Origin of the sequence: Luteibacter rhizovicinus, from assembly GCF_004342265.1 — a bacterium.
Classification (GTDB): domain Bacteria; phylum Pseudomonadota; class Gammaproteobacteria; order Xanthomonadales; family Rhodanobacteraceae; genus Luteibacter; species Luteibacter rhizovicinus_B.
On record NZ_SMCS01000002.1, the window covers coordinates 454,704 to 475,335 of the forward strand.

The window sequence follows — 20,632 nt, forward strand, 5'->3', positions numbered from 1 at the left end:
CATGTTCATTGCATCTTGCTCGCGCAAACTTGCCCATGATCACAGGCGTACGGATTCGAGTGTGCAGCAGACAGCTTTCAGATCGGTGACAGATGCAAAGAAAGGCCCGCCGCCGTGGTCGATCGTCGGCGCAAGGGTCGTGCTTCGCGACGGCGTAATCGAGGGAGGCGTCGATGTCGAAGGGGGCCGGATCGCACGCATCCATACCGGACGCCGGATGCACGAGGAGGCTATCGATTTCGACGGCGACTTTCTTCTGCCCGGCCTGGTCGAGCTGCATACCGACAATCTCGAGAAACATCTGATGCCACGCGCGGGAGTGACCTGGCCCGCGCTGCCCGCCTTTCTCGCACACGATGCGCAATTGCTGGCCGCCGGCATTACCACGGTACTCGACGCCATATCGCTCGGCGATCTGGAGCAGGGCGGCGGCCGCTTCGATACCTTGCGGAACTCGCTCGATGCACTCGACGAGGCGCGGACGCATCGTCTGCTTCGTTGCGACCACTACCTGCATCTTCGCTGCGAACTCAGCTGGCCCGGTTTGCCCGGCTTGCTGGAACCGCTCATCGGGCGACCCGACCTGCGCCTGCTTTCCCTCATGGATCACACGCCAGGCCAACGACAGTATCGGGACGTCGATCAGTACCGTACCTACTACAGCCGCAATGGCCTGCGCTGGAACGACGACGAATTCGGACAACTGCTGGAGCAGCGTCGCGATCAACAACACAGGTATCGCGACCGGCAGCTCGCCGACGTCCTCCGCCTGTTAAGCGGACACCCCGTCCCGCTGGCCAGTCACGACGATACCGAAGTAGCACACGTCGACGATGCCGTCGCGGCGGGCGCCAGCCTTTGCGAATTTCCCACCACGCTCGAAGCCGCGCGTCACGCCCGCGCCGCGGGGCTTGGCATCGTCGCCGGTGCGGGCAATCTCGTTCGGGGCGGTTCGCACGCGGGCAACGTCGCCGCTTTCGATCTTGCCCAGGCGCACTGCCTCGACATCCTTTCGTCTGATTACATGCCCGCGAGCCTGCTGCAGGGTGCGTTCATCCTGCATCGACAAGCCGGTTGGACCTTACCCGAAGCCATCGCCACGGTGAGTCAGACGCCTGCGGCCGCGCTCGGTTTCACCGACCGCGGCCGCATCGCGTCGAACACGCGAGCCGATCTGCTTCGCGTGCACATGCACGGCGATCAACCCATCGCACGTAGCGTCTGGGTCGAAGGCATCCGGCATTTCTAGAACGTCATATCCACGCTCAGGAATCCCTGGCGGGGCGATCCGGTAAGCAGCGTCTGGAAGGTGCCGTTGGGGTCGGAGGTCGTGAAGCCGTTGCTGTCGATCGTCGCGATGTACTTCTTGTCTAGCAGGTTGCTGACCGTCAGCGACACTTTCAGCGACTTCGCGAAACCAAGGTTCTTGCGTTCCCACGACAGACCCGCGTCCATCAGCCAGAAGCCGGGTACCCGCTGGTCGTTGACGTACGTGTAGTAACGCGCACCCGTGTACTTCGCGCCGAGCCGCGCGCGAAACTCCCCGAACGTATACGACACGTCGCTGGCGAACATCGTCTTCGGCGAATCGACGACGGTCTTGCCGCGCGTGGCAATGAGCGCGCCGGCATCCAGGTAGTTATCGCGGTATTTCGCATCGTTGTACGTGGCCGAGTTGAACCAGCGGAACGCATCCGTCGGCTGCCAGACATAGGTGAACTCCGCACCTTTTGAATTGACCCTGCCGACATTGGCGATCTGATTCGGACAGCTCACCACACCGGCACAGGGAACGATCACGAGGAGCCGGTTCTTGAAATCGATGTTGTACAGCGCAAGCGACGACTGCACCGTGCGATCGATGTAACGCAGGCCGATCTCGCTGTTGCTCGAACGCTCCGGATGAAGACTTCCCGCCAGGGCGTCGAACGTTTTCTGCGTTGACGACCACGCGCCCGCGGCGCCCGGCTCGAAAGCGTTCTGGTTCATGGTGAACGAGGCGAACGATTCGAAGCCATTGCCGAAACGATAGTTGGCGCCGATCTGCGGAAGGAAATCGCTCTGCGCACTCAGCGTGCCGCTTGCGCGACCGGGCAGCAGCGCCACGGCACGGGTGGTCACGTCATGGCCCTTGAATCCCGCATCGATATGCAGCGCATCGTCCATCAGCGCCCAGGTGTCCTGCAGATACCATTGCCGGGTCAGTGTCGTGAAGCGCTGGCGGAAGAGCGTGTTGTAGTACGTGTCGTAGATCGTGTCCTGACTGATCGGTCCCGGCGCGGGAATGGGCTGGAAACTGCGGGCAATCGTGTACTTGCTGTCCTCGAACCAGAAGCCGCCTTCGAGGCGATGGTCGCCGAGATCGAGGGCAAGCGAGCTGGTAAGACCCCCGCGATTCATCAGGTAATGCGAGAGACGCAGCGCGATCGGCTCGTCGCCGGGTGCAGGCGTGTAAGGAAGGTCGCTTGCCGGCGCGAACCAGTGCCCCTGCCCCAGGTCGTGGTGATAGTACGGCTGGACCGTCAAGGTGAGACGGTCGTTGAGGAAGAACTCGCCCTTTACGGATGCCAGTTCGTCGTGGCGAATACCGTTGCCTGCGTAGTACGTGTCGTCCGCGGATGTCACGCAACCGCTGTACTTGCCATTGGCAATGTCGACCGCGCGTTGCCAGTCCGGCGCGAGATAGTCGAAGTTGTAACCGCAGCGCTTCAGCGAATCCTTGGACAGATCGAGATACGGCTGCTCGACCCGACGACTCACATCGACCAGCGCGGTGATGCGTCCGCCCGTCCAGTTGTAAAGCGCCTTCGCATTGATCTGGCGCTGGCGCTGGCTGTCCTCGCCCTTCCACTTGGGCGCATCGACATACATGCCCGAGAGATAGCCGCTGAAGCCTCCGATATCGCCGGTGTCGGCGCGAATGAAACCTCGCTTGAATCCGTAGGAGCCGCCGGTGGCGTTGACGCGCACGCCAGGCGTCATGGCCGGATCGTCCGTATGCAACTGCACCGTGCCGCCCAGATTGCTGGTCGACGCCGTGCCCAGTCCTCCGCTTCCCTGCGACAGTTCGAGATCGCCCAGATTTTCGCTGATCCACGCACGGGTCACGCTGAGACCGTCGCCGGAGTGGTAGTCGGTATTGCCCAGCGGAATGCCGTCGAGCGTGTAACCCAGCTGGGTGTGATTGAAGCCGCGAAGGCTGATGCGGGACGACCATTCGTCCGTGCCGAACGGATCGTTCGATACGAAGTTCACGCCGGGCAGCGTCTGCAGCATCTGGATCGGGCTGGTACCCGGCGTCGCGTTGTCGATCTGCTGCTTATCCAGCTGCTGGACCTGTCGCGTGGCGCTCTGGCCCACGACCGAGACGGTTTCCAGCGTTTTCGCGGCGCGAGTCGACGCCGCAGGGGACGACGTATCGCCCTCGACGACGCCATCGGTGGCGAGTACCGGTGCGGCAAGGGCCGCCAGCAGCGCGAGACTGAGCGAAGTGCGGAGCATGTTCATCGGTATGTCTTTTGTGTGGGTGGAAGGTTGACGACCGGCACGGACAACGGGCTCAAAGCAGCCGTCATTACGCGCGAGGGTCGTTACACCCCGGTTTTGGACACATGTCTTCCCTCGGGCACGGCGTGGACAGCGCGTCCGGGCTGTCTAGACAACCCTGCGGCTTTGATGCCGGACCTCGCGGGAGCTACCGTGGATGCCCCTGCCGCCCGAGCCCCGCCCATGAATCCGAACGACGACACCGAACGCGTTCTCCTCGCAATGACCGGTTGCGGGGAAGCGGCGGCCGCGCAAGTCATAGCGACGGCACTGGTCGAGGAGCGTCTGGCCGCCTGCGTCAACATCATTCCGGGAATTCGTTCCACCTACCGATGGGACGATCGGGTCCAGACGGAGAACGAAGTTGTACTTCTGATAAAGACCACGGCCGGGCGGTACGACGCCATGCAGGCCCGGCTGATCGAGCTGCATCCTTACGAAGTGCCGGAAATCGTCGCCATACCGGTGGAACGCGGTCACGCGGCCTATCTCGACTGGGTGCGGGCGTCCACGGGGCGGTGAAAGCGAAAGTCCACCGCACCGGTCATAATCACCGATGCACTTCGCGCGACCCAGAATCGCGCACCGACCGTGGAGCCGTGATGTCGCAATTTTTTCGCCTGGCCAGAAAACTGGCCGCACTGTCGCTGATCGCGCTCGCCTTCCCGGCACTCGCGCAGAACGACGACGACCTGCTGCCCGTCACCCAGGCCTTCCACCTCACGCCGGACGCCAGCCAGCCCGGCGTGGTGAAACTGCACTGGAAGATCGCCCCCGACTATTACCTCTATCGCGGGCGGATCAAGATCAAGGCGGAAGATGCCGGCGCGGCAACGCTGGGTGAACCGGCGCTGCCCGACGGAATCAAAAAGCACGACGAATACCTCGGCGACGTGGAGATCTACCACGGCGACGTCGAGGCCACGGTGCCGTACACGCTGACCGATCCGGCCGCGAAGACCCTGAAACTGTCCGTGCAATATCAGGGCTGCCATGAAGTCGATCCGAAGATCTGCTATCCGCCCAACACCGAACATCTGAGCCTGACGCTCGGCGCTGCCCCCGCGACACCTGCGGCACCGGCCGCACCGGCCGCCAGCCCTTCGGGCGCATCGCTCCTGGGCGCGCCCGCGGCGCTGCCGGGTACCGACGCACAGGCGTTGCCAGCCGATCGGGCCTTCCGCTTCGAGGCGATCGCGAAAGGCCGCAACGGTCTTCTGCTTCGCTGGACGATGCCGAAGGACTATTACCTTTATCGCGACAAGACCACGCTTGCCGTGTCCGGTGCATCGGGCGTTTCGCTTGGCGAACCGGACTGGCCGAGCGGCGTCGCCCATCACGACGAGCATTTCGGCGACACGATCGTGTACTTCGATCAGGTCGAATTGCCGATCCCGCTGATCGGCGCCGACAAGGCAAAAACGTTCACGCTGGACGTGGGCTACCAGGGCTGCCTGGAGAATGGCATCTGCTATCCGGTGATGAACCGGCAGGTGAAGTTCGATCTGGATGCGGGCACGGCAAGCATCGTCACTCCCGCCGCAGCGACCGCTGCGGCGCCCACCTCCGCCGACGACGTCGCGCCCACGCCACCGCCTCCGGGCGCTGCCGCGGAAGGCAGCGTCGGTATCGCCGCTGCACTGGGCCTCGCCCTGCTGGGTGGACTCATCCTCAACCTGATGCCCTGCGTCCTGCCCGTACTGTCGCTGAAGGCGATCACGGTCCTCGAAAGCGGAGAAAGTCCGGTCGAGGCGCGTCGCCACGCCTTGTATTACACGGCAGGCGTGCTGGTTTCGTTCGCCGCCGTCGGTCTTGCCGTCGTCGGCATCCGGGCCGCGGGTCATGCCGCGAACTGGGGCGCCCAGTTCCAGCAGCCCGTACTGGTCGCGGTGCTCGTCTACGTCATGCTGGCCGTCGGCCTGTCGCTGTCCGGCGTGGTCAACTTCGGCTCGTCGCTCGGCAATGTCGGCAGTGGCCTTGCTTCGCGCTCGGGACGATCGGGCGATTTCTTCACCGGCGTCCTCGCGGTCGTCGTCGCCAGCCCCTGCACGGCACCCTTCATGGGCTCGGCGATTGCCTACGCCTTCGCGGCACCGATGGCAGTCGCCTTGCTCATCTTCCTCGTACTGGGCCTCGGGCTCGCCCTGCCGTTCCTCGTCATCGGCTTCGTTCCCGCCGTGGCACGCCTGCTGCCACGTCCGGGCCGCTGGATGGAAACGCTGAAGCAGGCGCTCGCTTTCCCGATGTACCTCACCGCCGTGTGGTTGCTGTGGGTGCTGGCCAAGCAGCGTGGCGCCGATGCCGTCGGCCTGGTCCTTGTCGGTGCGGTGATGCTGTCCGCGGCGCTGTGGTGGTTCGAACGCAGCCGTGACCGCGCCACATGGTCACGCGTGTTCGTCGCGCTTCTCGCGCTGGGCGTCGCCAGCCAACTGTATTACCTGTACCGCCTGCCGGCCGCTCCGATGGCGGCGATCGCAGGCGACGAGGTGCCGTATTCACCAGAGAAACTCGCCGAACTGCGCAAGAGCGGTGTTCCCGTTCTTGTCGACATGACGGCCGACTGGTGCATCACCTGCAAGGCCAACGAAAAGGCCGTGCTCGATACCGACGCCTTCCGCGCGCTGCTGAAACGCACGGGCACGGTATACATGAAGGGCGACTGGACCGACGTCAATGCGCCCATCGCCGCCTTCCTCGAGCAGTATCACTCCGTCGGCGTGCCGCTTTATGTCGTCTATCCGAAGGGCGGCGGCGAAGGTCGCAAGCTTTCTACCGTGCTGACTTACGACAAGGTCGAAACGGCACTCGAAGCGGCGGCACACTGACGTGGCACGCGGACCTACGTTCTGGATCGTGACGCTGTCTGTCGTGGCAGCCGTCGCGGGTTTCTGTATCGAGCACCGGCGCACGGCACCTCCCCCGCCGCCAGCCGGTGTGGTCGTGGCCGGCATCGGCGACATACGACCCGATGCCTCCTACGTCGATGTCGACGGCCATTCGCATCGTCTGGCCGACTGGAACGGGAAGCGCGTCCTGCTGAACTTCTGGGCAAGCTGGTGTGCGCCGTGCCGGAAGGAAATGCCGCTGTTGAATGCGGCTCAGAAAAAATATGCGGGGCAGAACATCGTGGTTGTCGGCGTCGCCGAGGACACCGCGGACGATGTGCGCGCCTATCTCGCCCAACGTCCGGTCGACTATCCGATCGTGCTGGCGGCCAGCGATGCACCCGGCGCGTCGCTTTCGATGGGCAATACCCGGCGGCTGCTGCCGTACAGCGTGCTGATCGGGACGGACGGACGCATTCTGAAGAGCAAGCTCGGGGCGCTCGGCGAAGACGAGCTGGACGATTGGCTGGGATCCGGCCCATAGCCCGCTTGCTTGCGTGTAGGAGCCCGCTTGCGGGCGAAAGCCAACGGAGCGGCGATGCCATGCGTGACATCCGCAGCCCGTAGATCGGGCTCGCGGAGGTGAGCATCCGTCTTCCTCGCCCTGTTGGCTTTCGCCCGCAAGCGGGCTCCTACAATAAGCTGCCACCTTCCACGCTTCCGGATATCCCATGACCAACGACACCGTCATCGCCGCCACCCGCCAATGGCTGGAACGTGCCGTGATCGGCCTGAACCTGTGCCCGTTCGCCAAGGCCGTGCACCAGAAGGGACAGGTCCGCTATGTCGTCAGCCAGGCGACCACACCCGAAGCACTGCTCGAAGATCTGCAGGCCGAACTGGAATATCTGCGCGATGCCGAGCCGAACGAGACCGACACGACCCTGCTCATCCACCCGCACGTACTTACGGACTTCCTCGATTACAACGAATTCCTTGAGGTCGCGGACGCTGCCGTGACGGATCTCGATCTGGAAGGCGAAATCCAGGTCGCCAGCTTCCACCCCGATTACCAGTTCGCCGATACCCTGCCCGACGACATCACCAACTTCAGCAATCGCTCGCCCTATCCGACCCTGCACCTGCTCCGCGAAGACAGCATCGACCGGGCGGTAGCCGCCTTCCCCGATGCGGCGTCGATCTTCGAGAAAAACATGGACACGCTGATAAAGCTGGGGAAGCCGGGCTGGGACGAGCTGATGTCGCGCTAAGGCGCCTCCGCGCCGCTTTGCGTGCAGGAGGTCGAGGGGTCTACTTACCATACGCCGCCGTCTGGAATTCGCCCATCTCCAGCGAACTGCGGCGAACTGCGCCGAACTGGACAACGGGATGGGCGAGGCGCACACTGCGCCGCGTTCCGGGTAACCCGGACCCTGGCCTGAGGTAACCGTGGCAAAGATCCTCGTCCTTCATGGACCGAACCTCAATCTTCTGGGCGTCCGCGAGCCGGACGTCTACGGTCGCGAGACCCTGTCCGACATCAACGCGTCGCTGTCCGCGCGCGCCCAGGCAGCCGGCCATGACCTGAGCTGGTTCCAGTCCAACGCCGAACACGAACTGATCGCCCGCATCCACCAGGCGCGGGACGAAGGGACGGCGATCGTCCTGATCAACCCGGCTGCCTTCACCCACACCAGCGTCGCCATCCGCGACGCGCTGGCCGGTGTGGCGATCCCGTTCATCGAGATCCACCTGTCCAACCCGCATGCACGCGAACCCTTCCGTCATAAGTCCTACCTGTCGGACCTCGCGATCGGCGTGATCTCCGGCTTCGGTGGCGACAGCTACCGGCTGGCGCTCGAAGCCGCACTGTCGCGCCTGGCCACACCGGCGACCGCCTGACTCCGCTTCATCAAGACACCCCTACCCACGGCGCGCCACGGCGTGCCTGACCACAGCCATAGAAGGTTTGTCCCATGGACCTGCGCAAGATCAAGAAGCTGATCGACCTGCTCGAGGAATCGAATCTCGCCGAGCTCGAAATCAAGGAAGGCGAGGAAGTCGTTCGCCTGTCCCGTGTACCCAAGGGCAACGTCGCCGTCGCGGCACCGCAGATGATCGCGGCACCCGTGGCCGCGCCCGTCGCCGCCCCGGTGGCTGTCGCGCCGGTCGCCGAAGTCGCCGCCAATGCACTGCCGGCCGGTCATGTCGTGAAAGCACCGATGGTCGGCACGTTCTACGCGTCGTCCACGCCGGGCGCGCCGGCATTCGCCGTCGTTGGCAAGCAGGTTCAGGCCGGCGAAACGATCGGCATCATCGAAGCGATGAAAATGTTCAACCAGATCGAAGCCGATGTCTCCGGCACCGTCGTTGCCGTCCTCGTCGAGAACGGTCAGCCGGTGGAATTCGACGAACCCATGTTCGTAATCGCCTAAGGCCGTGCCCATGCTCGAGAAGGTCGTCATCGCCAACCGCGGCGAAATCGCGCTGCGGGTCCTGCGCGCCTGCGCCGCGCTGGGCATCAAGACGGTCGCGGTGCACTCCACGGTAGACCGCAACCTCAAACACGTCGGCCTCGCCGACGAATCGGTATGCATCGGCCCGGGCCCCTCGGCCGAGAGCTACCTCAACATTCCCGCGATCATCGCGGCGGCGGAGATCACCGACGCCGGCGCCATCCATCCGGGATACGGTTTCCTGTCCGAGAACGCCAACTTCGCCGAACAGGTGGAGCAGTCCGGCTTCATCTTCATCGGCCCGACCGCCGACGTCATTCGCCTGATGGGCGATAAGGTCGAGGCGATCAAGGCGATGAAGGCGGCGGGCGTACCCTGCGTCCCCGGCTCCGGCGGCCCGCTGGGCGACAATACGGATGAAAACATCCGTATTGCCCGGGAAATCGGCTATCCCGTCATCATCAAGGCCGCGGGCGGCGGCGGCGGTCGCGGTATGCGCGTCGTGCGCACCGAGGCCCACCTCGCCAATGCCATCACCATGACCAAGCAGGAAGCCAAAGCGGCTTTCAGCAACGATCAGGTGTACATGGAGAAGTTCCTGGAAAATCCGCGTCACGTGGAAATCCAGGTACTGGCCGACGGTCAGGGCAACGCGATCCATCTGGGCGAACGCGACTGCTCCATGCAGCGCCGCCACCAGAAGGTCGTCGAAGAAGCGCCGGCACCGGGCATCACGCCCGAGCAGCGTGCCCAGATCGGCAAGGTCTGCGTCGACGCATGCCTGCGCATCGGCTATCGCGGCGCCGGTACGTTCGAGTTCCTGTACGAAAACGGGCATTTCTACTTCATCGAAATGAACACGCGTATCCAGGTCGAACATCCCGTGACCGAACTGGTCACCGGTATCGATCTCGTTCGCGAGCAGTTGCTGATCGCCGGTGGCGAGAAGCTCTCGATCCGCCAGGAGGACATCGTCCTCAACGGTCATGCGATCGAGTGCCGCATCAACGCCGAAGACCCCGATACGTTCATGCCGAGCCCCGGCACGGTGAAGCGTTTCGAGGCACCAGGCGGTCCGGGCGTGCGCGTCGACACGCATCTGTACGACGGCTATCGCATCCCGCCGAACTACGATTCGATGATCGGCAAGCTGATCGTGCACGGCCCCGACCGCGCCACCGCCATCGCGCGCATGCGCATGGCGCTGACCGAGACGGTAATCGAAGGCGTGAAGTGCAATATCCCGCTACAGCAGCGGATCATGGCCGACGTCGGCTTCCAGTTGGGTGGACAGAACATCCACTATCTGGAGAAGCGCATGGCCGAACAGAAGGAACAGGCTGCGCTGGGCGGTAGCTAAGACAAACCCCTGGCTTTCTGTGGGAGCGCGCCTGCGCGCGATTCCTGCGAAGCGCAACCTTCGTGAAACGAATAACGCCGCTGGCCCGAAAGGACCAGCGGCGTTATTCGTATTAGGTCAGGGAGCGGTGTCGTGCCTTCTTCGCTTCGCAGGAATCGCGCGCAAGCGCGCTCCTACAGAGAACGCCAGAATCGTTACAGACGCACGCCGCTGATTCTCACCCAGTCTTCCAGCGTCGCGACGTCCAGGTCGCCGAACCATTCGGCATAACGCGTCAGCAATTCCTCGTGCTGGCCCACCAGAATGCCCGACAGCGCGAACGGCGCGCCCGGCTTCACCGCCGCGGCGAAGGTCGGCGCCAGCTCGCCCAGCGGACCGGCAAGAATATTGGCGACCAGCACGTCGGCCAGATCCTTCGGCGCCTCGCCCGGCATATAGACATCCAGATGTCCCTCGACGCCATTGCGCTCGGCATTGTCGCGCGAGGCGATCACCGCCTGCGGATCGTTGTCGATGCCGATAGCGTGCGTGGCACCCAGCTTCAGTGCCGCGATGGCGAGAATGCCCGAGCCGCAGCCGAAGTCGAGTACCGTCTTGCCCACCAGATCCTGACCATCCAGCCATTGCAGGCACATATCCGTCGTCGGATGCGTCCCCGTGCCGAATGCAAGGCCGGGATCCAGACGCACCACGACGGCTTCGGCGTCGTCCGCCGGCGGATCGATGTTCGACGGGTAGACCCAGAGCCGGCGACCGAACGACATCGGCTTGAAGCGATCCATCCAGACTCGCTCCCAGTCCTGGTCCTCGACATCGCGGTATTCCAGTTGTGCGGGTTCGATCCAGGGCAACAGGTCGGCCAGCGCTTCGGTAAGGCCGCGGCGATCCGTCTCCGCCTCGAACAGGGCGTTCAGCACGATCGTGTTCCACAGCGGGAGCTCGCCGACGCCGGGCTCGAAAATCGCCTCTTCGTCCGGCGTCTCCGCATTGGCATCCTGCAATGTGACGGACAGCGCGCCGAGATCTTCGAGTGCGGATTCGACGCGCGGCTGCTCCGCGAGGCGGACGGTTAGGGAAAGTTCGAGCCAGGGCATGACGTGTCCGTTGCGTGGGGGCCGGTCGCGGGAGCGGGCCGGCCGATCGGGGGATTCTACCGGCCCTGTCCGCAAGGCGCAGCCGGACATCCCGCCACCTCGGGCTACAATCGGGGGATGTACACCCAGTGTCCCGAGTGTCTCACCGTATATAAGCTGGACGCGGCGCTTCTCGTGCCCGCGTGCGGCTGCGTCCGCTGCAGCCATTGCGATGGCGTTTTCAACGCGCTCGGCACGCTGGCGGAACAGCTCCCGCCCGAACCGTTCACCCATCTCCCGGTGCACGATCTCGACAAGGACCCGCCGCCACTGGACATCGCCGTCTTCCGGCCAAAGGCTGCGCCCGCCCCCGAGGAGCAGCCCGCTGCGGAAGACGGAATCGGTGCAAAGGAAGATGAAACACCCAGCGAGGACTTCTCGCACCTGGTATTCACTCCGCGTTTCGCAAAACGCCGCCGACGCTCATGGCATGCTTTCGCCTGGACCATGGTATGCGTCGTCCTGCTCGTCGGACTCGGTGGCCAGCTTGCCTGGGCCAAGCGCGACACACTCATTGCCGACCCCACATTCGGGCCATGGCTGCAATGGAGCTGCGACATGCTGGGCTGCGAGCTGCCGCTGGTCAGCGACACGCACCGCCTGCGATTGTTGGCGCGCGACGTGGAAGCGCATCCTTCGGTGCCCGACGGGCTGCTGATCACTGCCAGCGTGCGAAACGATGCCGCTTTCGCGCAACCCTATCCCACCGTAACGATCACACTCGCCGACGTCGACGGTAAACGGTTGGCGATGCGTCGCTTCCAGCCTGGAGACTACGTGGGCGATCCAGCGGCGCGTGCGCGCGGGCTGGCAGCCGGCGTGACCTCGGCGATGGTGTTCGAAGTGCAAGACCCGGGCCAGAAGGCGGTCGCTTTCGAGTTCGCTTTTGAATGAAGCTGCAATTTTTTTATTTCGCAAGCCTTAAATTCGACGACGGGGACGGGTACACTCGATCCCTTCGCGAGCCGAAAGACCGACGCGCCAGCGTCCGTGCCGCATCGCCGCGACCATACCGATAACCAGCCCCGGAGCGCCTCGTCGCTTCGTCGTGACGAAGGGGATTGCCTTGAACGCTGTCAGACTGCCTGCCAACGAGGCCGCGAACGAGACCTCGATGCAAAGTGCACTCAGCGAATGTGTCAGCCGTACGGTCCGTCGTTACCTGGCCGACATTGGCGATACCGAATGCTCCGAAGGTCTGCATGCCCTGGTCATCCGCGAAGTGGAAGGTCCGCTGCTGCGTGAAGTACTCGCGTTCCACGAAGGCAACCAGAGCCGCGCCGCCGCGGCACTGGGCATCAATCGCGCCACGCTGCGCAAGAAGCTCGCGGCCCACGGCCTGGTCTGAGCATCGTCCGGCGCCCGGCTCAGCCGTCCGGGCGGCTATAATGGCAAGCTTTCCTCCCCGGAAGCCGCCATGCCCTCGCCCGATCTCGTCCCCGTCCGCCGTGCGCTCGTCAGCGTTTCCGATAAGCAAGGCCTGATCGAACTGGGTCGTCGCCTTGCCGCCCATGGCATCGAAATCCTCTCGACCGGCGGCTCCGCGCGCGCCCTGCGCGATGCTGGCGTGAACGTTCGCGACGTCGGCGACCTTACCGGCTTCCCCGAGATCATGGACGGCCGCGTCAAGACGCTGCATCCGCTGGTACACGGCGGTCTTCTCGGACGTCGCGGCATCGACGACGCCGTCATGGCCGAGCACGGCATCCAGCCCATCGACCTGCTGGTCCTGAATCTCTATCCGTTCGAGCGCACCGTCGCCGACGGCAAAGCCTCGCTCGACGACGCCATCGAGAACATCGACATCGGCGGTCCGGCGATGCTGCGCGCCGCCGCCAAGAACTGGAACGACGTCGGCGTACTGACCGACCCCACCCAGTACGATGCCGCGCTTGGCGAAATCGAAACGAAGGGTGGGCTGTCGCGCGCCACGCGCTTCCGGCTTTCCGTCGCCGCGTTCAACCGCGTATCGAACTACGATGCGGCGATCAGCGACTATCTGTCGGGCCTCACGCTCAATGAGACACATACGGAAGTCGCCAGCCACGCGACCTTCCCCGGGCAGAGCAACGGCCGCTTCGTGAAGATGATGGATCTGCGCTACGGCGAAAACCCGCATCAGGCCGGCGCGTTCTACCGCGACCTGTATCCGGCGCCCGGTACGCTGGCCACATTCCGCCAGCTGCAGGGCAAAGAGCTGTCGTACAACAACATCGCCGATGCCGACGCGGCATGGGAATGCGTGCGCCAGTTCGATGTGCCCGCTTGCGTCATCGTCAAACACGCCAATCCCTGCGGTGTCGCCATCGCCGCCGATCCGCTGGCGGCTTACGAGCTCGCGTACGCGACGGACCCCACGTCCGCATTCGGCGGCATCATCGCGTTCAATCGTCCGCTCGACGCCGCCACCGCCAAAGTCATCCTGAAGCGCCAGTTCGTCGAAGTACTGATCGCGCCCAGCGTCGAGGCAGGCGCGGTCGAAGCCGCCGCCGCGAAAGCGAATGTCCGCGTCCTCGAAATTCCGCCGGGCGACGGTCGCAACTCGCACGACGTGAAGCGTGTCGGCTCGGGCCTGCTGATCCAGACCGCCGACGATCGCGAAGTCACGCGCGACGAACTGAAAGTCGTCAGCAAGCGCCAGCCCACGGCAACCGAACTCGACGACCTGCTGTTTGCCTGGCGCGTCGCGAAAATGGTCAAGTCCAACGCCATCGTCTATGCAAAGGACGGCCGCACTGTCGGCATCGGCGCCGGGCAGATGAGCCGCGTGGTAAGCGCGAAAATCGCCGGCCTCAAGGCCGAGGAAGCCGGGCTGGTCGTCCCGGGCAGCGCCATGGCCTCGGATGCATTCTTCCCGTTCCGCGACGGCATCGACGCCGCTGCGGCCGCGGGCATCCGCGCGGTCATCCAGCCGGGCGGTTCGATGCGCGACAACGAAGTCATCGCCGCCGCCGACGAAAACGACATGACCATGGTGTTCACAGGCATCCGCCACTTCCGCCACTGATGTTGCAGCGGCGCTGGTGTAGGAGCCCGCTTGCGGGCTCCTACACCTCGTGCTGGAGCACCGGCTCTACATGCGTCTCATGGCGCATCGCATAACGCCGCGCCAACACCGCGCAGGTCATCAGCTGGATCTGGTGGAACAGCATGATCGGAAGCACGATCGTGCCTAGCGGATGCCCCGCGAACAGCACATTCGCCATCGGCACGCCGGCGGCAAGACTCTTTTTCGAACCGCAGAAGACGATCGTGATCTCGTCCTCCTTCGCGAAACCCAGCGCGCGCGCGCCGTACCGGGTGATCGCCAGCGCGACCGCGAGCAGGACGATATTCACCGCCGCCAGCCCGGCCAGCACGGGCAACGGCATCTGGTGCCAGAGGCCCTGCAGAACCGCGGCACTAAAAGCGGTGTAGACGACCAGCAGGATCGATCCGCGATCGACGGTATTCACCAGATCGCGATGACGCGCCACCCACGCACCGATCCAGCGCTGCGCCACCTGTCCGGCGACGAATGGCAGCAGCAGCTGCATGACGATCTTCCCGACGGATTCCCATGACATCGGCGCACCGGCGCCATGACTGCTGATGACCAGCCCGACGAGCAACGGCGTGATGAAGATACCGAGCAGACTCGACGCCGACGCCGAGCAGATCGCCGCGGGCACGTTACCGCGCGCAATGGACGTGAACGCGATCGACGACTGCACGGTGGACGGCAGCGTGCACAGGAACAGCACGCCGAGGTAAAGCTCCGGCGTCACCAGCGGCGAGAGAATCGGTTTCAGCGCCAGCCCCAGCAGCGGAAACAGGGCAAAGGTGCTGGCCAGCACCGTGACATGCAGCCGCCAGTTCGTCATGCCGGCGACCACCGCCTCACGGGACAGCTTCGCGCCATGCAGGAAGAACAGCAGCCCGATAGCGACGTCGGTCGCGACGCCGAAAACCTGCGCCACGACACCCCGGCAGGGGAGGATACTGGCCAGCAACACCGTCGCGACCAGCGCGCAGGTGAAGCCATCGGGCAGGAGGCGGCGAAGAGACATGGCGGCGTGGCCAGAAGGGAAGGCGCCTATTGCAACGCGGAACCGTTGATAAGACAAATCGCTTTATCTGATCCGGTGATACATTTACCGAATGAACGTGACTCTCCGCCAGCTTCGTGCGTTCCTCGCGGTGGCGCGATACCGGCATTTCCGGCGTGCGGCCGAGGCCGTTCATCTCACCCAGCCCGCCATCAGCCGGCATATCGCGGACCTGGAAGCGGAACTCGAGGTCCGGCTGTTCGATCGCACCACACGCGAGGTGGTCCCCACCGAAACGGGGCGCTATCTCGAACACGCGCTTAGCCGCACGCTGGACGACCTGGATGCCGTGCTTGCCCATGCCCGGCAGCAGGGCGATCCGCTGCGGGGTCGCGTACGTATCGCTGCCGTGCCCACGCTGTCGGCCAGCATCATGCCGCGCTGCATTGCCCGTTGCGCGGCGGAACACGCCGAGATCGACATCCTGTTACGCGACCAGAGCCAGACCCAGGTCCTCGACGCGATCCGCGGCGGTGAAGTCGACTTCGGGCTGGCGATCGAGCCGTCGACAAACGAGGAATTCGATACGCAGACCATCCTGCGCGATCCGTTCTGGCTGGTATGTCCCGCCAGCCACGCATTCGCCGCACGCGCCAGCGTGTCCTGGAAGATGCTGCGGGGGCAGCCGCTGGTGTTGCTCGATCATGCGTCCGGCAGCCGGCGACTGATCGACCACGCACTCGCCGAAAAAGAGATCGACGCGAACGTCGCCATTGAAGTCGGCCACGCGCAGACCGCCTTTCGCATGGTGGCCGCCGGCCTCGGCATCACCGTCACGCCGGGCCTCTCACTGGATGCTCTGACCGACGACCTGGTCGCAAGGCGCATCACGCCCGTCGTTTCGCGCGAGGTCACCCTGGTCCGTCGTCGACATCGCTCGCTGAGCCCGTCCGCCGATACGGTGTGGCGCATGCTCGCGGATGTCGCACAGAACATCGTCACGCGAGATTGAAAGGCCGTCCTCCAGGATCGGCGAATCATCCGCCCGGAGTACCCCATGAGTTACGAGCTCTACTACTGGACCGGCCTGCAGGGTCGCGGGGAATTCGTCAGGCTGTGCCTGGAAGACGCGGGCGCGCCGTATATCGACGTCGCTCGCGAGAAAGGCGACGACGCGATGATGTCCTGGCTCAACGGCGACCATGAAGGCGCCCTCCCCTTTGCGCCGCCGTTCCTGAAGTCGGGACGGCTCGTCATCGCCCAGGTGGCGAATATCCTGCAGTACCTGGGACCGCGTCACGACCTGGTGCCCGCCAGCGAATCGAAGCGGCTCTACGCGCACCAGCTCGAACTGACAATCACCGATCTGGTCGCCGAAGTGCACGACACGCACCATCCCGTCGCGACCGGTCTGTATTACGAGGATCAGAAAGCCGAGGCAAAACGGCGCGCGAAGGATTTTCGCGAGAACCGCATCCCGAAATTCCTCGGATACTTCGAAACGGTCGTCGAACGCGGCGGCGGAAACTATCCGCTGCGCGAGCATTCGTATGTCGACCTGTCGCTGTTCCAGATACTCGCCGGGCTGGACTATGCGTTCCCGAAGGCGATGAAGAAACTCAGCCCGGAAATCCCGCTACTGCGGGGATTGGCGAAGCGCGTGGCAGCGAGGCCGAACGTGGCGGCATACCTGGCGTCGGAACGCCGCGTGCCGTTCAACGAAACAGGTATCTTCCGGCACTACCCCGAGCTGGACGGCTAACGACGCTGTCGGTGTGCCCGCTCCGGCTCTCTGTGGGAGCCGGAGCAGTAGAGCGAAATTACTGCCCCGCCGGCTTCGGCGCCGCGCCCCACTCGTAAACCTTGTAATAAACAGGGCTCACCGGGCCGTCTTTCGGGTCGTGGTACAGCTTGCCGTTCTGGTCGGCCATATAGGTCTGCGGCACGCCGTTCTTCGGCGTGACGACCACCATGAACAGCTTGCCGCCCGTACGATATTCCTCAACGCGATCTTCGCCCTGCTGGCGAACGGTGACCTGCGGCGGCGGCTGGCCGCGACGATCGTTGCTGCCACCGTTGTCGCGCATTTCGGGCAGCGCGGTCGACGACCGGGGGGCCGGCTGCGCGTCGGTAGTGGCCGGCGTCGTCTGGCCCGCTTCGGCGCTGTCATAGGGCACGGGACGCGGGATTTCCGCAGCGCCGGACCGGTCCTTCTCGCCGGCTTTCACGCCGGGGTCGTTCAGTGTCGGCGGCGGCAGACCGGGCTTGTACTCGGGCTTCTTCGTGGAATCCTGCGCCGCGGCGGGCAAGGTGGCGGCGAGAGCGAGCGCGGCGGCGAGAACGGGGGCGATGCGTTTCATAGGGATCTCCGTGCAGGCGTCGAGCATACCAGCGGCCCCACCTGTTGAGACGTGAACGAAGCCATCCTCCCGCCAACCCGTGCGAGAATCCGGCCATGCCCATGCTTACCCTGATCGACGGATCCTCGTATCTGTATCGCGCGTTCCACGCGCTGCCGCCGTTGACGAACCCGGAAGGCGAGCCGACCGGCGCGCTGTTCGGCATCGTCAACATGTTGCGCACCACGATGAAGGCCGGTTCGGACTACGTCGCGTTCGTCTGCGACGCGCCGGGACGGACGTTCCGCGACGATCTTTACCCCGAATACAAAGCCAACCGGCCGTCGATGCCCGACGATCTGCGCGCGCAGATCGAACCGATGATGAAGATCGTCGGCGCGCTCGGTTTTCCGATCCTGTGCGTTCCCGGGGTTGAAGCGGACGACGTCATCGGCACGCTGGCCGTACAGGCCGCCGCGAAGGGCATCGACGTGATCATTTCAACGGGCGATAAGGATTTCGCGCAGTTGGTCAACCAGCACATCGTGCTGATCAACACGATGACCAACACCACGATGGACATCGATGGCGTGGTCTCGAAATTCGGCGTGCGCCCGGAGCAGATCGTCGATTTCCTGAGCCTGATGGGCGACAGCGTCGACAACGTTCCCGGTGTCGAGAAATGCGGCCCGAAGACAGCGGCGAAATGGCTTGCCGAATACCCGGACCTGGACCAGCTGATCGCGCATGCCGACAAGATCGGCGGCAAGATCGGCGAAAACCTGCGTGCGGCCATTCCACGCCTGCCGCTATCGCGCGAGCTGGTCACGATTCGTACCGATGTCCCGCTCGATCAGGGACCGACCGATCTGACGATGCGCGATCGCGATGTCGACACACTGCGCGAGCTTTACGCGCGCTACGGTTTCAAGGCCGCCCTGAACGACCTGGACAGCGCCGCCACGCCCACGGCGGCATCACAGGCACCATCGCCCTCCGCTGCGGCGGCAGCGGCAAGACCGGCCGCGCCAGCCGAGGGATCGCTCGCCGGTGAGGGCGAGTATGAGCTGGTCATGACGATGGACCGCTTCACCGCATGGCTCGAAAAGCTGGAAACCGCGGACCTGATCGCGTTCGACACCGAAACGACCAGCATCGATGCGATGCAGGCGGAAATCGTCGGGCTTTCGCTCAGCGTCGAAGTAGGCAAAGCGGCTTACGTGCCGCTCCGGCACGACTATCCGGGCGCGCCGAAGCAGCTCGATCGCGACGAAGTACTCGCGATGCTGAAGCCCATCTTCGAAGATCCGAATCGTCCGAAAGTCGGCCAGCACGGCAAGTACGACATCAATATCCTGTCGCACTACGACATCGCGGTGCGCGGGCTGCGCCACGACTCCATGCTCGAATCCTACGTATACAACGCGACCGCGACGCGCCACGACATGGATTCGCTGGCGGCCCGTTACCTCGGCTACACCACGATCAAGTACGAACAGGTCGCCGGCAAGGGCGCAAAGCAGATTCCGTTTTCGCAGGTCGACTGCGACACCGCATGCCGCTACGCCGCCGAAGATGCCGACATCACCCTGCGCCTGCACCATGCGCTATGGCCGAAGCTGCAGGCCGAGCCGAAACTTCGCTCGGTATACGAAGACATCGAGATTCCGCTCGTTCCGGTACTCGCCGCCATGGAACGTCGCGGCGTACTCATCGATGCGGACGAACTGCGCAAGCAGAGCCAGCATCTCGGCAAGCGCATGGTCGAACTCCAGCAGAAGGCATATGCCAGCGCCGGGCATCCGTTCAACCTCGACTCGCCCAAGCAATTGCAGGCCGTGCTGTTCGACGAACTGAAACTGCCTGTAAAGGTGAAAACGCCGACCGGCCAGCCATCGACCAACGAGGAAGCGATGGAAGCCATCGCGGATGCGCACGAACTGCCGCGCATCCTGCTCGAGTATCGCGGCCTGGCGAAGCTACGTTCGACATATACCGACAAGCTCGCCGGCATCGTGAATCCGCGTACGGGTCGCGTGCATACCAGCTACCACCAGGGCGCGGTAGCGACCGGCCGCATCAGTTCCTCCGACCCGAACCTGCAGAACATTCCGGTACGTACCGAAGAAGGCCGCCGCATCCGTCAGGCGTTCGTCGCACCCGAGGGCTGGGTGGTGATGGCCGCCGACTATTCGCAGATCGAACTACGCATCATGGCGCACCTCTCCGGCGACGAAGGGCTGATGCGCGCCTTCCGCGAGGGTGGCGACGTGCATCGCGCCACGGCAGCGGAAGTGTTTGGCGTCGCGCCCGAAGAAGTCACCACCGACCAGCGGCGCGCGGCCAAAGCGATCAACTTCGGCCTGATGTACGGCATGAGCGCCTTCGGTCTCGCACGTCAGCTGGGCGTCGACCGCGGCGAAGCCTCCGATTACATGGGCCGCTACTTTTCCCGTTATCCGGGCGTACGCGCCTTCATGGACGCCACGCGCGACCAGGCCCATCGCGACGGCTACGTGGAAACCCTGTTCGGTCGGCGGCTCTATCTCGAGAACCTGACGTCGCGAAACCAGGCACACCGGGCCGGTGCCGAGCGCGCCGCCGTCAATGCGCCCATGCAGGGCACCGCTGCCGACATCATCAAGCGGGCGATGATCGCCGTCGCTTCGTGGATCGAACCCCGCGACGACGTCCGCATGCTGATGCAGGTGCACGATGAACTCGTCTTCGAGGTGCGTGCCGACGCCGTAGAGGAAGTACGTGCAGGCGTCCGGGAACGCATGTCGGGCGCCGCGGAGCTTCACGTTCCGCTGGTGGTGGACATCGGTGTGGGCAAGAACTGGGACGAAGCTCACTGACGGCTCGGGTCCAGACGTAAAGATTTCGTTGCGCCCGGAGGCCGCCGCTACGCGGTTTCGGCATCCGGGCCGCCTATCTGCTTGATT

The 20,632-nt window shown here is 64.3% G+C and carries 18 protein-coding genes; 14 read left to right on the plus strand and 4 right to left on the minus strand.

Features of this window, described 5'->3' with window-relative positions; translation table 11 throughout:
* The first annotated feature begins 61 nt into the window (after positions 1 to 61).
* Complete coding sequence (locus EC912_RS06105; protein ID WP_243649167.1) at positions 62 to 1,249, plus strand: alpha-D-ribose 1-methylphosphonate 5-triphosphate diphosphatase; 1,188 nt, start codon at positions 62 to 64, stop codon at positions 1,247 to 1,249.
* Here the strand turns inward: EC912_RS06105 and EC912_RS06110 are convergent.
* On the minus strand, positions 1,246 to 3,507 hold the full coding sequence (locus EC912_RS06110; RefSeq protein ID WP_132142256.1) for a TonB-dependent receptor: 2,262 nt from the start codon (positions 3,505 to 3,507) through the stop codon (positions 1,246 to 1,248). The two genes, EC912_RS06105 and EC912_RS06110, sit on opposite strands and share 4 nt — an antisense overlap.
* A 222-nt stretch (positions 3,508 to 3,729) precedes the next feature.
* Here EC912_RS06110 and cutA point away from each other — a divergent pair, with 222 nt between their 5' ends.
* The 7 genes from cutA (at position 3,730) to accC (ending at position 10,187) form a co-directional block, all read left to right on the plus strand.
* A complete protein-coding gene (gene cutA / locus EC912_RS06115; RefSeq protein WP_132142257.1) occupies positions 3,730 to 4,068 on the plus strand; it encodes a divalent-cation tolerance protein CutA in 339 nt (112 codons plus the stop codon).
* Between the two features lie 80 nt (positions 4,069 to 4,148).
* The gene (locus tag EC912_RS06120) at positions 4,149 to 6,371 is read left to right on the plus strand and encodes a protein-disulfide reductase DsbD family protein (RefSeq protein WP_132142258.1); all 2,223 of its coding nucleotides are present in this window, start codon (positions 4,149 to 4,151) and stop codon (positions 6,369 to 6,371) included.
* A gap of 1 nt (position 6,372) precedes the next feature.
* On the plus strand, positions 6,373 to 6,915 hold the full coding sequence (locus EC912_RS06125; RefSeq protein WP_132142259.1) for a TlpA family protein disulfide reductase: 543 nt from the start codon (positions 6,373 to 6,375) through the stop codon (positions 6,913 to 6,915).
* Positions 6,916 to 7,102: 187 nt separating this feature from the next.
* On the plus strand, positions 7,103 to 7,642 hold the full coding sequence (locus EC912_RS06130; RefSeq protein ID WP_132142260.1) for a DUF1415 domain-containing protein: 540 nt from the start codon (positions 7,103 to 7,105) through the stop codon (positions 7,640 to 7,642).
* 178 nt (positions 7,643 to 7,820) lie between these two features.
* Entirely contained in the window at positions 7,821 to 8,273 is a 453-nt protein-coding gene (gene aroQ / locus EC912_RS06135; protein WP_132142261.1) for a type II 3-dehydroquinate dehydratase, read from the plus strand.
* A gap of 74 nt (positions 8,274 to 8,347) precedes the next feature.
* Positions 8,348 to 8,806 (plus strand): acetyl-CoA carboxylase biotin carboxyl carrier protein, encoded by a 459-nt coding sequence (gene accB / locus EC912_RS06140; protein WP_132142262.1) that lies wholly within the window; start codon positions 8,348 to 8,350, stop codon positions 8,804 to 8,806.
* A gap of 10 nt (positions 8,807 to 8,816) precedes the next feature.
* On the plus strand, positions 8,817 to 10,187 hold the full coding sequence (gene accC / locus EC912_RS06145; RefSeq protein ID WP_132142263.1) for an acetyl-CoA carboxylase biotin carboxylase subunit: 1,371 nt from the start codon (positions 8,817 to 8,819) through the stop codon (positions 10,185 to 10,187).
* Between the two features lie 194 nt (positions 10,188 to 10,381).
* Here the strand turns inward: accC and prmA are convergent, their stop codons facing one another.
* Positions 10,382 to 11,281, minus strand: a complete 900-nt coding sequence (gene prmA / locus EC912_RS06150) for a 50S ribosomal protein L11 methyltransferase (RefSeq protein ID WP_132142264.1) — start codon at positions 11,279 to 11,281, stop codon at positions 10,382 to 10,384.
* 117 nt (positions 11,282 to 11,398) lie between these two features.
* On the opposite strand from prmA, the gene EC912_RS06155 reads away from it, so the two are divergent.
* The 3 genes from EC912_RS06155 to purH all read left to right on the plus strand — a co-directional run bounded on the left by EC912_RS06155 (position 11,399) and on the right by purH (position 14,327).
* Complete coding sequence (locus tag EC912_RS06155) at positions 11,399 to 12,214, plus strand: zinc-ribbon and DUF3426 domain-containing protein (protein WP_132142265.1); 816 nt, start codon at positions 11,399 to 11,401, stop codon at positions 12,212 to 12,214.
* A 172-nt stretch (positions 12,215 to 12,386) separates the two neighbouring features.
* Complete coding sequence (locus EC912_RS06160; protein ID WP_428993083.1) at positions 12,387 to 12,668, plus strand: helix-turn-helix domain-containing protein; 282 nt, start codon at positions 12,387 to 12,389, stop codon at positions 12,666 to 12,668.
* 69 nt (positions 12,669 to 12,737) lie between these two features.
* Entirely contained in the window at positions 12,738 to 14,327 is a 1,590-nt protein-coding gene (gene purH / locus EC912_RS06165) for a bifunctional phosphoribosylaminoimidazolecarboxamide formyltransferase/IMP cyclohydrolase (protein WP_132142266.1), read from the plus strand.
* Between the two features lie 40 nt (positions 14,328 to 14,367).
* Here purH and EC912_RS06170 read toward each other — a convergent pair whose 3' ends face one another.
* Positions 14,368 to 15,369, minus strand: coding sequence for a bile acid:sodium symporter family protein (locus EC912_RS06170; protein ID WP_132142267.1), 1,002 nt, complete (start codon positions 15,367 to 15,369; stop codon positions 14,368 to 14,370).
* A 91-nt stretch (positions 15,370 to 15,460) separates the two neighbouring features.
* Here EC912_RS06170 and EC912_RS06175 point away from each other — a divergent pair, with 91 nt between their 5' ends.
* Both EC912_RS06175 and EC912_RS06180 read left to right on the plus strand, forming a co-directional pair.
* Positions 15,461 to 16,360 carry a LysR family transcriptional regulator gene (locus tag EC912_RS06175; RefSeq protein ID WP_132142268.1) on the plus strand — a complete coding sequence of 300 codons (900 nt, stop codon included), beginning with the start codon at positions 15,461 to 15,463 and terminating at the stop codon, positions 16,358 to 16,360.
* A gap of 45 nt (positions 16,361 to 16,405) precedes the next feature.
* Positions 16,406 to 17,110, plus strand: coding sequence for a glutathione S-transferase (locus EC912_RS06180; protein WP_132142269.1), 705 nt, complete (start codon positions 16,406 to 16,408; stop codon positions 17,108 to 17,110).
* A 58-nt stretch (positions 17,111 to 17,168) separates the two neighbouring features.
* On the opposite strand, the gene EC912_RS19625 is transcribed toward EC912_RS06180, so the two are convergent.
* Positions 17,169 to 17,708 carry a DUF2782 domain-containing protein gene (locus tag EC912_RS19625; RefSeq protein WP_243649168.1) on the minus strand — a complete coding sequence of 180 codons (540 nt, stop codon included), beginning with the start codon at positions 17,706 to 17,708 and terminating at the stop codon, positions 17,169 to 17,171.
* A gap of 95 nt (positions 17,709 to 17,803) precedes the next feature.
* Here EC912_RS19625 and polA point away from each other — a divergent pair, with 95 nt between their 5' ends.
* Positions 17,804 to 20,545 carry a DNA polymerase I gene (gene polA / locus EC912_RS06190; RefSeq protein WP_132142270.1) on the plus strand — a complete coding sequence of 914 codons (2,742 nt, stop codon included), beginning with the start codon at positions 17,804 to 17,806 and terminating at the stop codon, positions 20,543 to 20,545.
* Positions 20,546 to 20,632: the final 87 nt, after the last annotated feature.

Bases quoted from the DNA above. Each gene is read 5' to 3' on its own strand.
- EC912_RS06110 (WP_132142256.1), bottom strand. From the start codon at position 3,507: ATGAACATGCTCCGCACTTCGCTCAGTCTCGCGCTGCTGGCGGCCCTT.
- cutA (WP_132142257.1), top strand. From the start codon at position 3,730: ATGAATCCGAACGACGACACCGAACGCGTTCTCCTCGCAATGACCGGT.
- EC912_RS06120 (WP_132142258.1), top strand. From the start codon at position 4,149: ATGTCGCAATTTTTTCGCCTGGCCAGAAAACTGGCCGCACTGTCGCTG.
- EC912_RS06130 (WP_132142260.1), top strand. From the start codon at position 7,103: ATGACCAACGACACCGTCATCGCCGCCACCCGCCAATGGCTGGAACGT.
- accB (WP_132142262.1), top strand. From the start codon at position 8,348: ATGGACCTGCGCAAGATCAAGAAGCTGATCGACCTGCTCGAGGAATCG.
- accC (WP_132142263.1), top strand. From the start codon at position 8,817: ATGCTCGAGAAGGTCGTCATCGCCAACCGCGGCGAAATCGCGCTGCGG.
- prmA (WP_132142264.1), bottom strand. From the start codon at position 11,281: ATGCCCTGGCTCGAACTTTCCCTAACCGTCCGCCTCGCGGAGCAGCCG.
- EC912_RS06155 (WP_132142265.1), top strand. From the start codon at position 11,399: ATGTACACCCAGTGTCCCGAGTGTCTCACCGTATATAAGCTGGACGCG.
- purH (WP_132142266.1), top strand. From the start codon at position 12,738: ATGCCCTCGCCCGATCTCGTCCCCGTCCGCCGTGCGCTCGTCAGCGTT.
- EC912_RS06170 (WP_132142267.1), bottom strand. From the start codon at position 15,369: ATGTCTCTTCGCCGCCTCCTGCCCGATGGCTTCACCTGCGCGCTGGTC.
- EC912_RS06175 (WP_132142268.1), top strand. From the start codon at position 15,461: ATGAACGTGACTCTCCGCCAGCTTCGTGCGTTCCTCGCGGTGGCGCGA.
- EC912_RS06180 (WP_132142269.1), top strand. From the start codon at position 16,406: ATGAGTTACGAGCTCTACTACTGGACCGGCCTGCAGGGTCGCGGGGAA.
- EC912_RS19625 (WP_243649168.1), bottom strand. From the start codon at position 17,708: ATGAAACGCATCGCCCCCGTTCTCGCCGCCGCGCTCGCTCTCGCCGCC.
- polA (WP_132142270.1), top strand. From the start codon at position 17,804: ATGCCCATGCTTACCCTGATCGACGGATCCTCGTATCTGTATCGCGCG.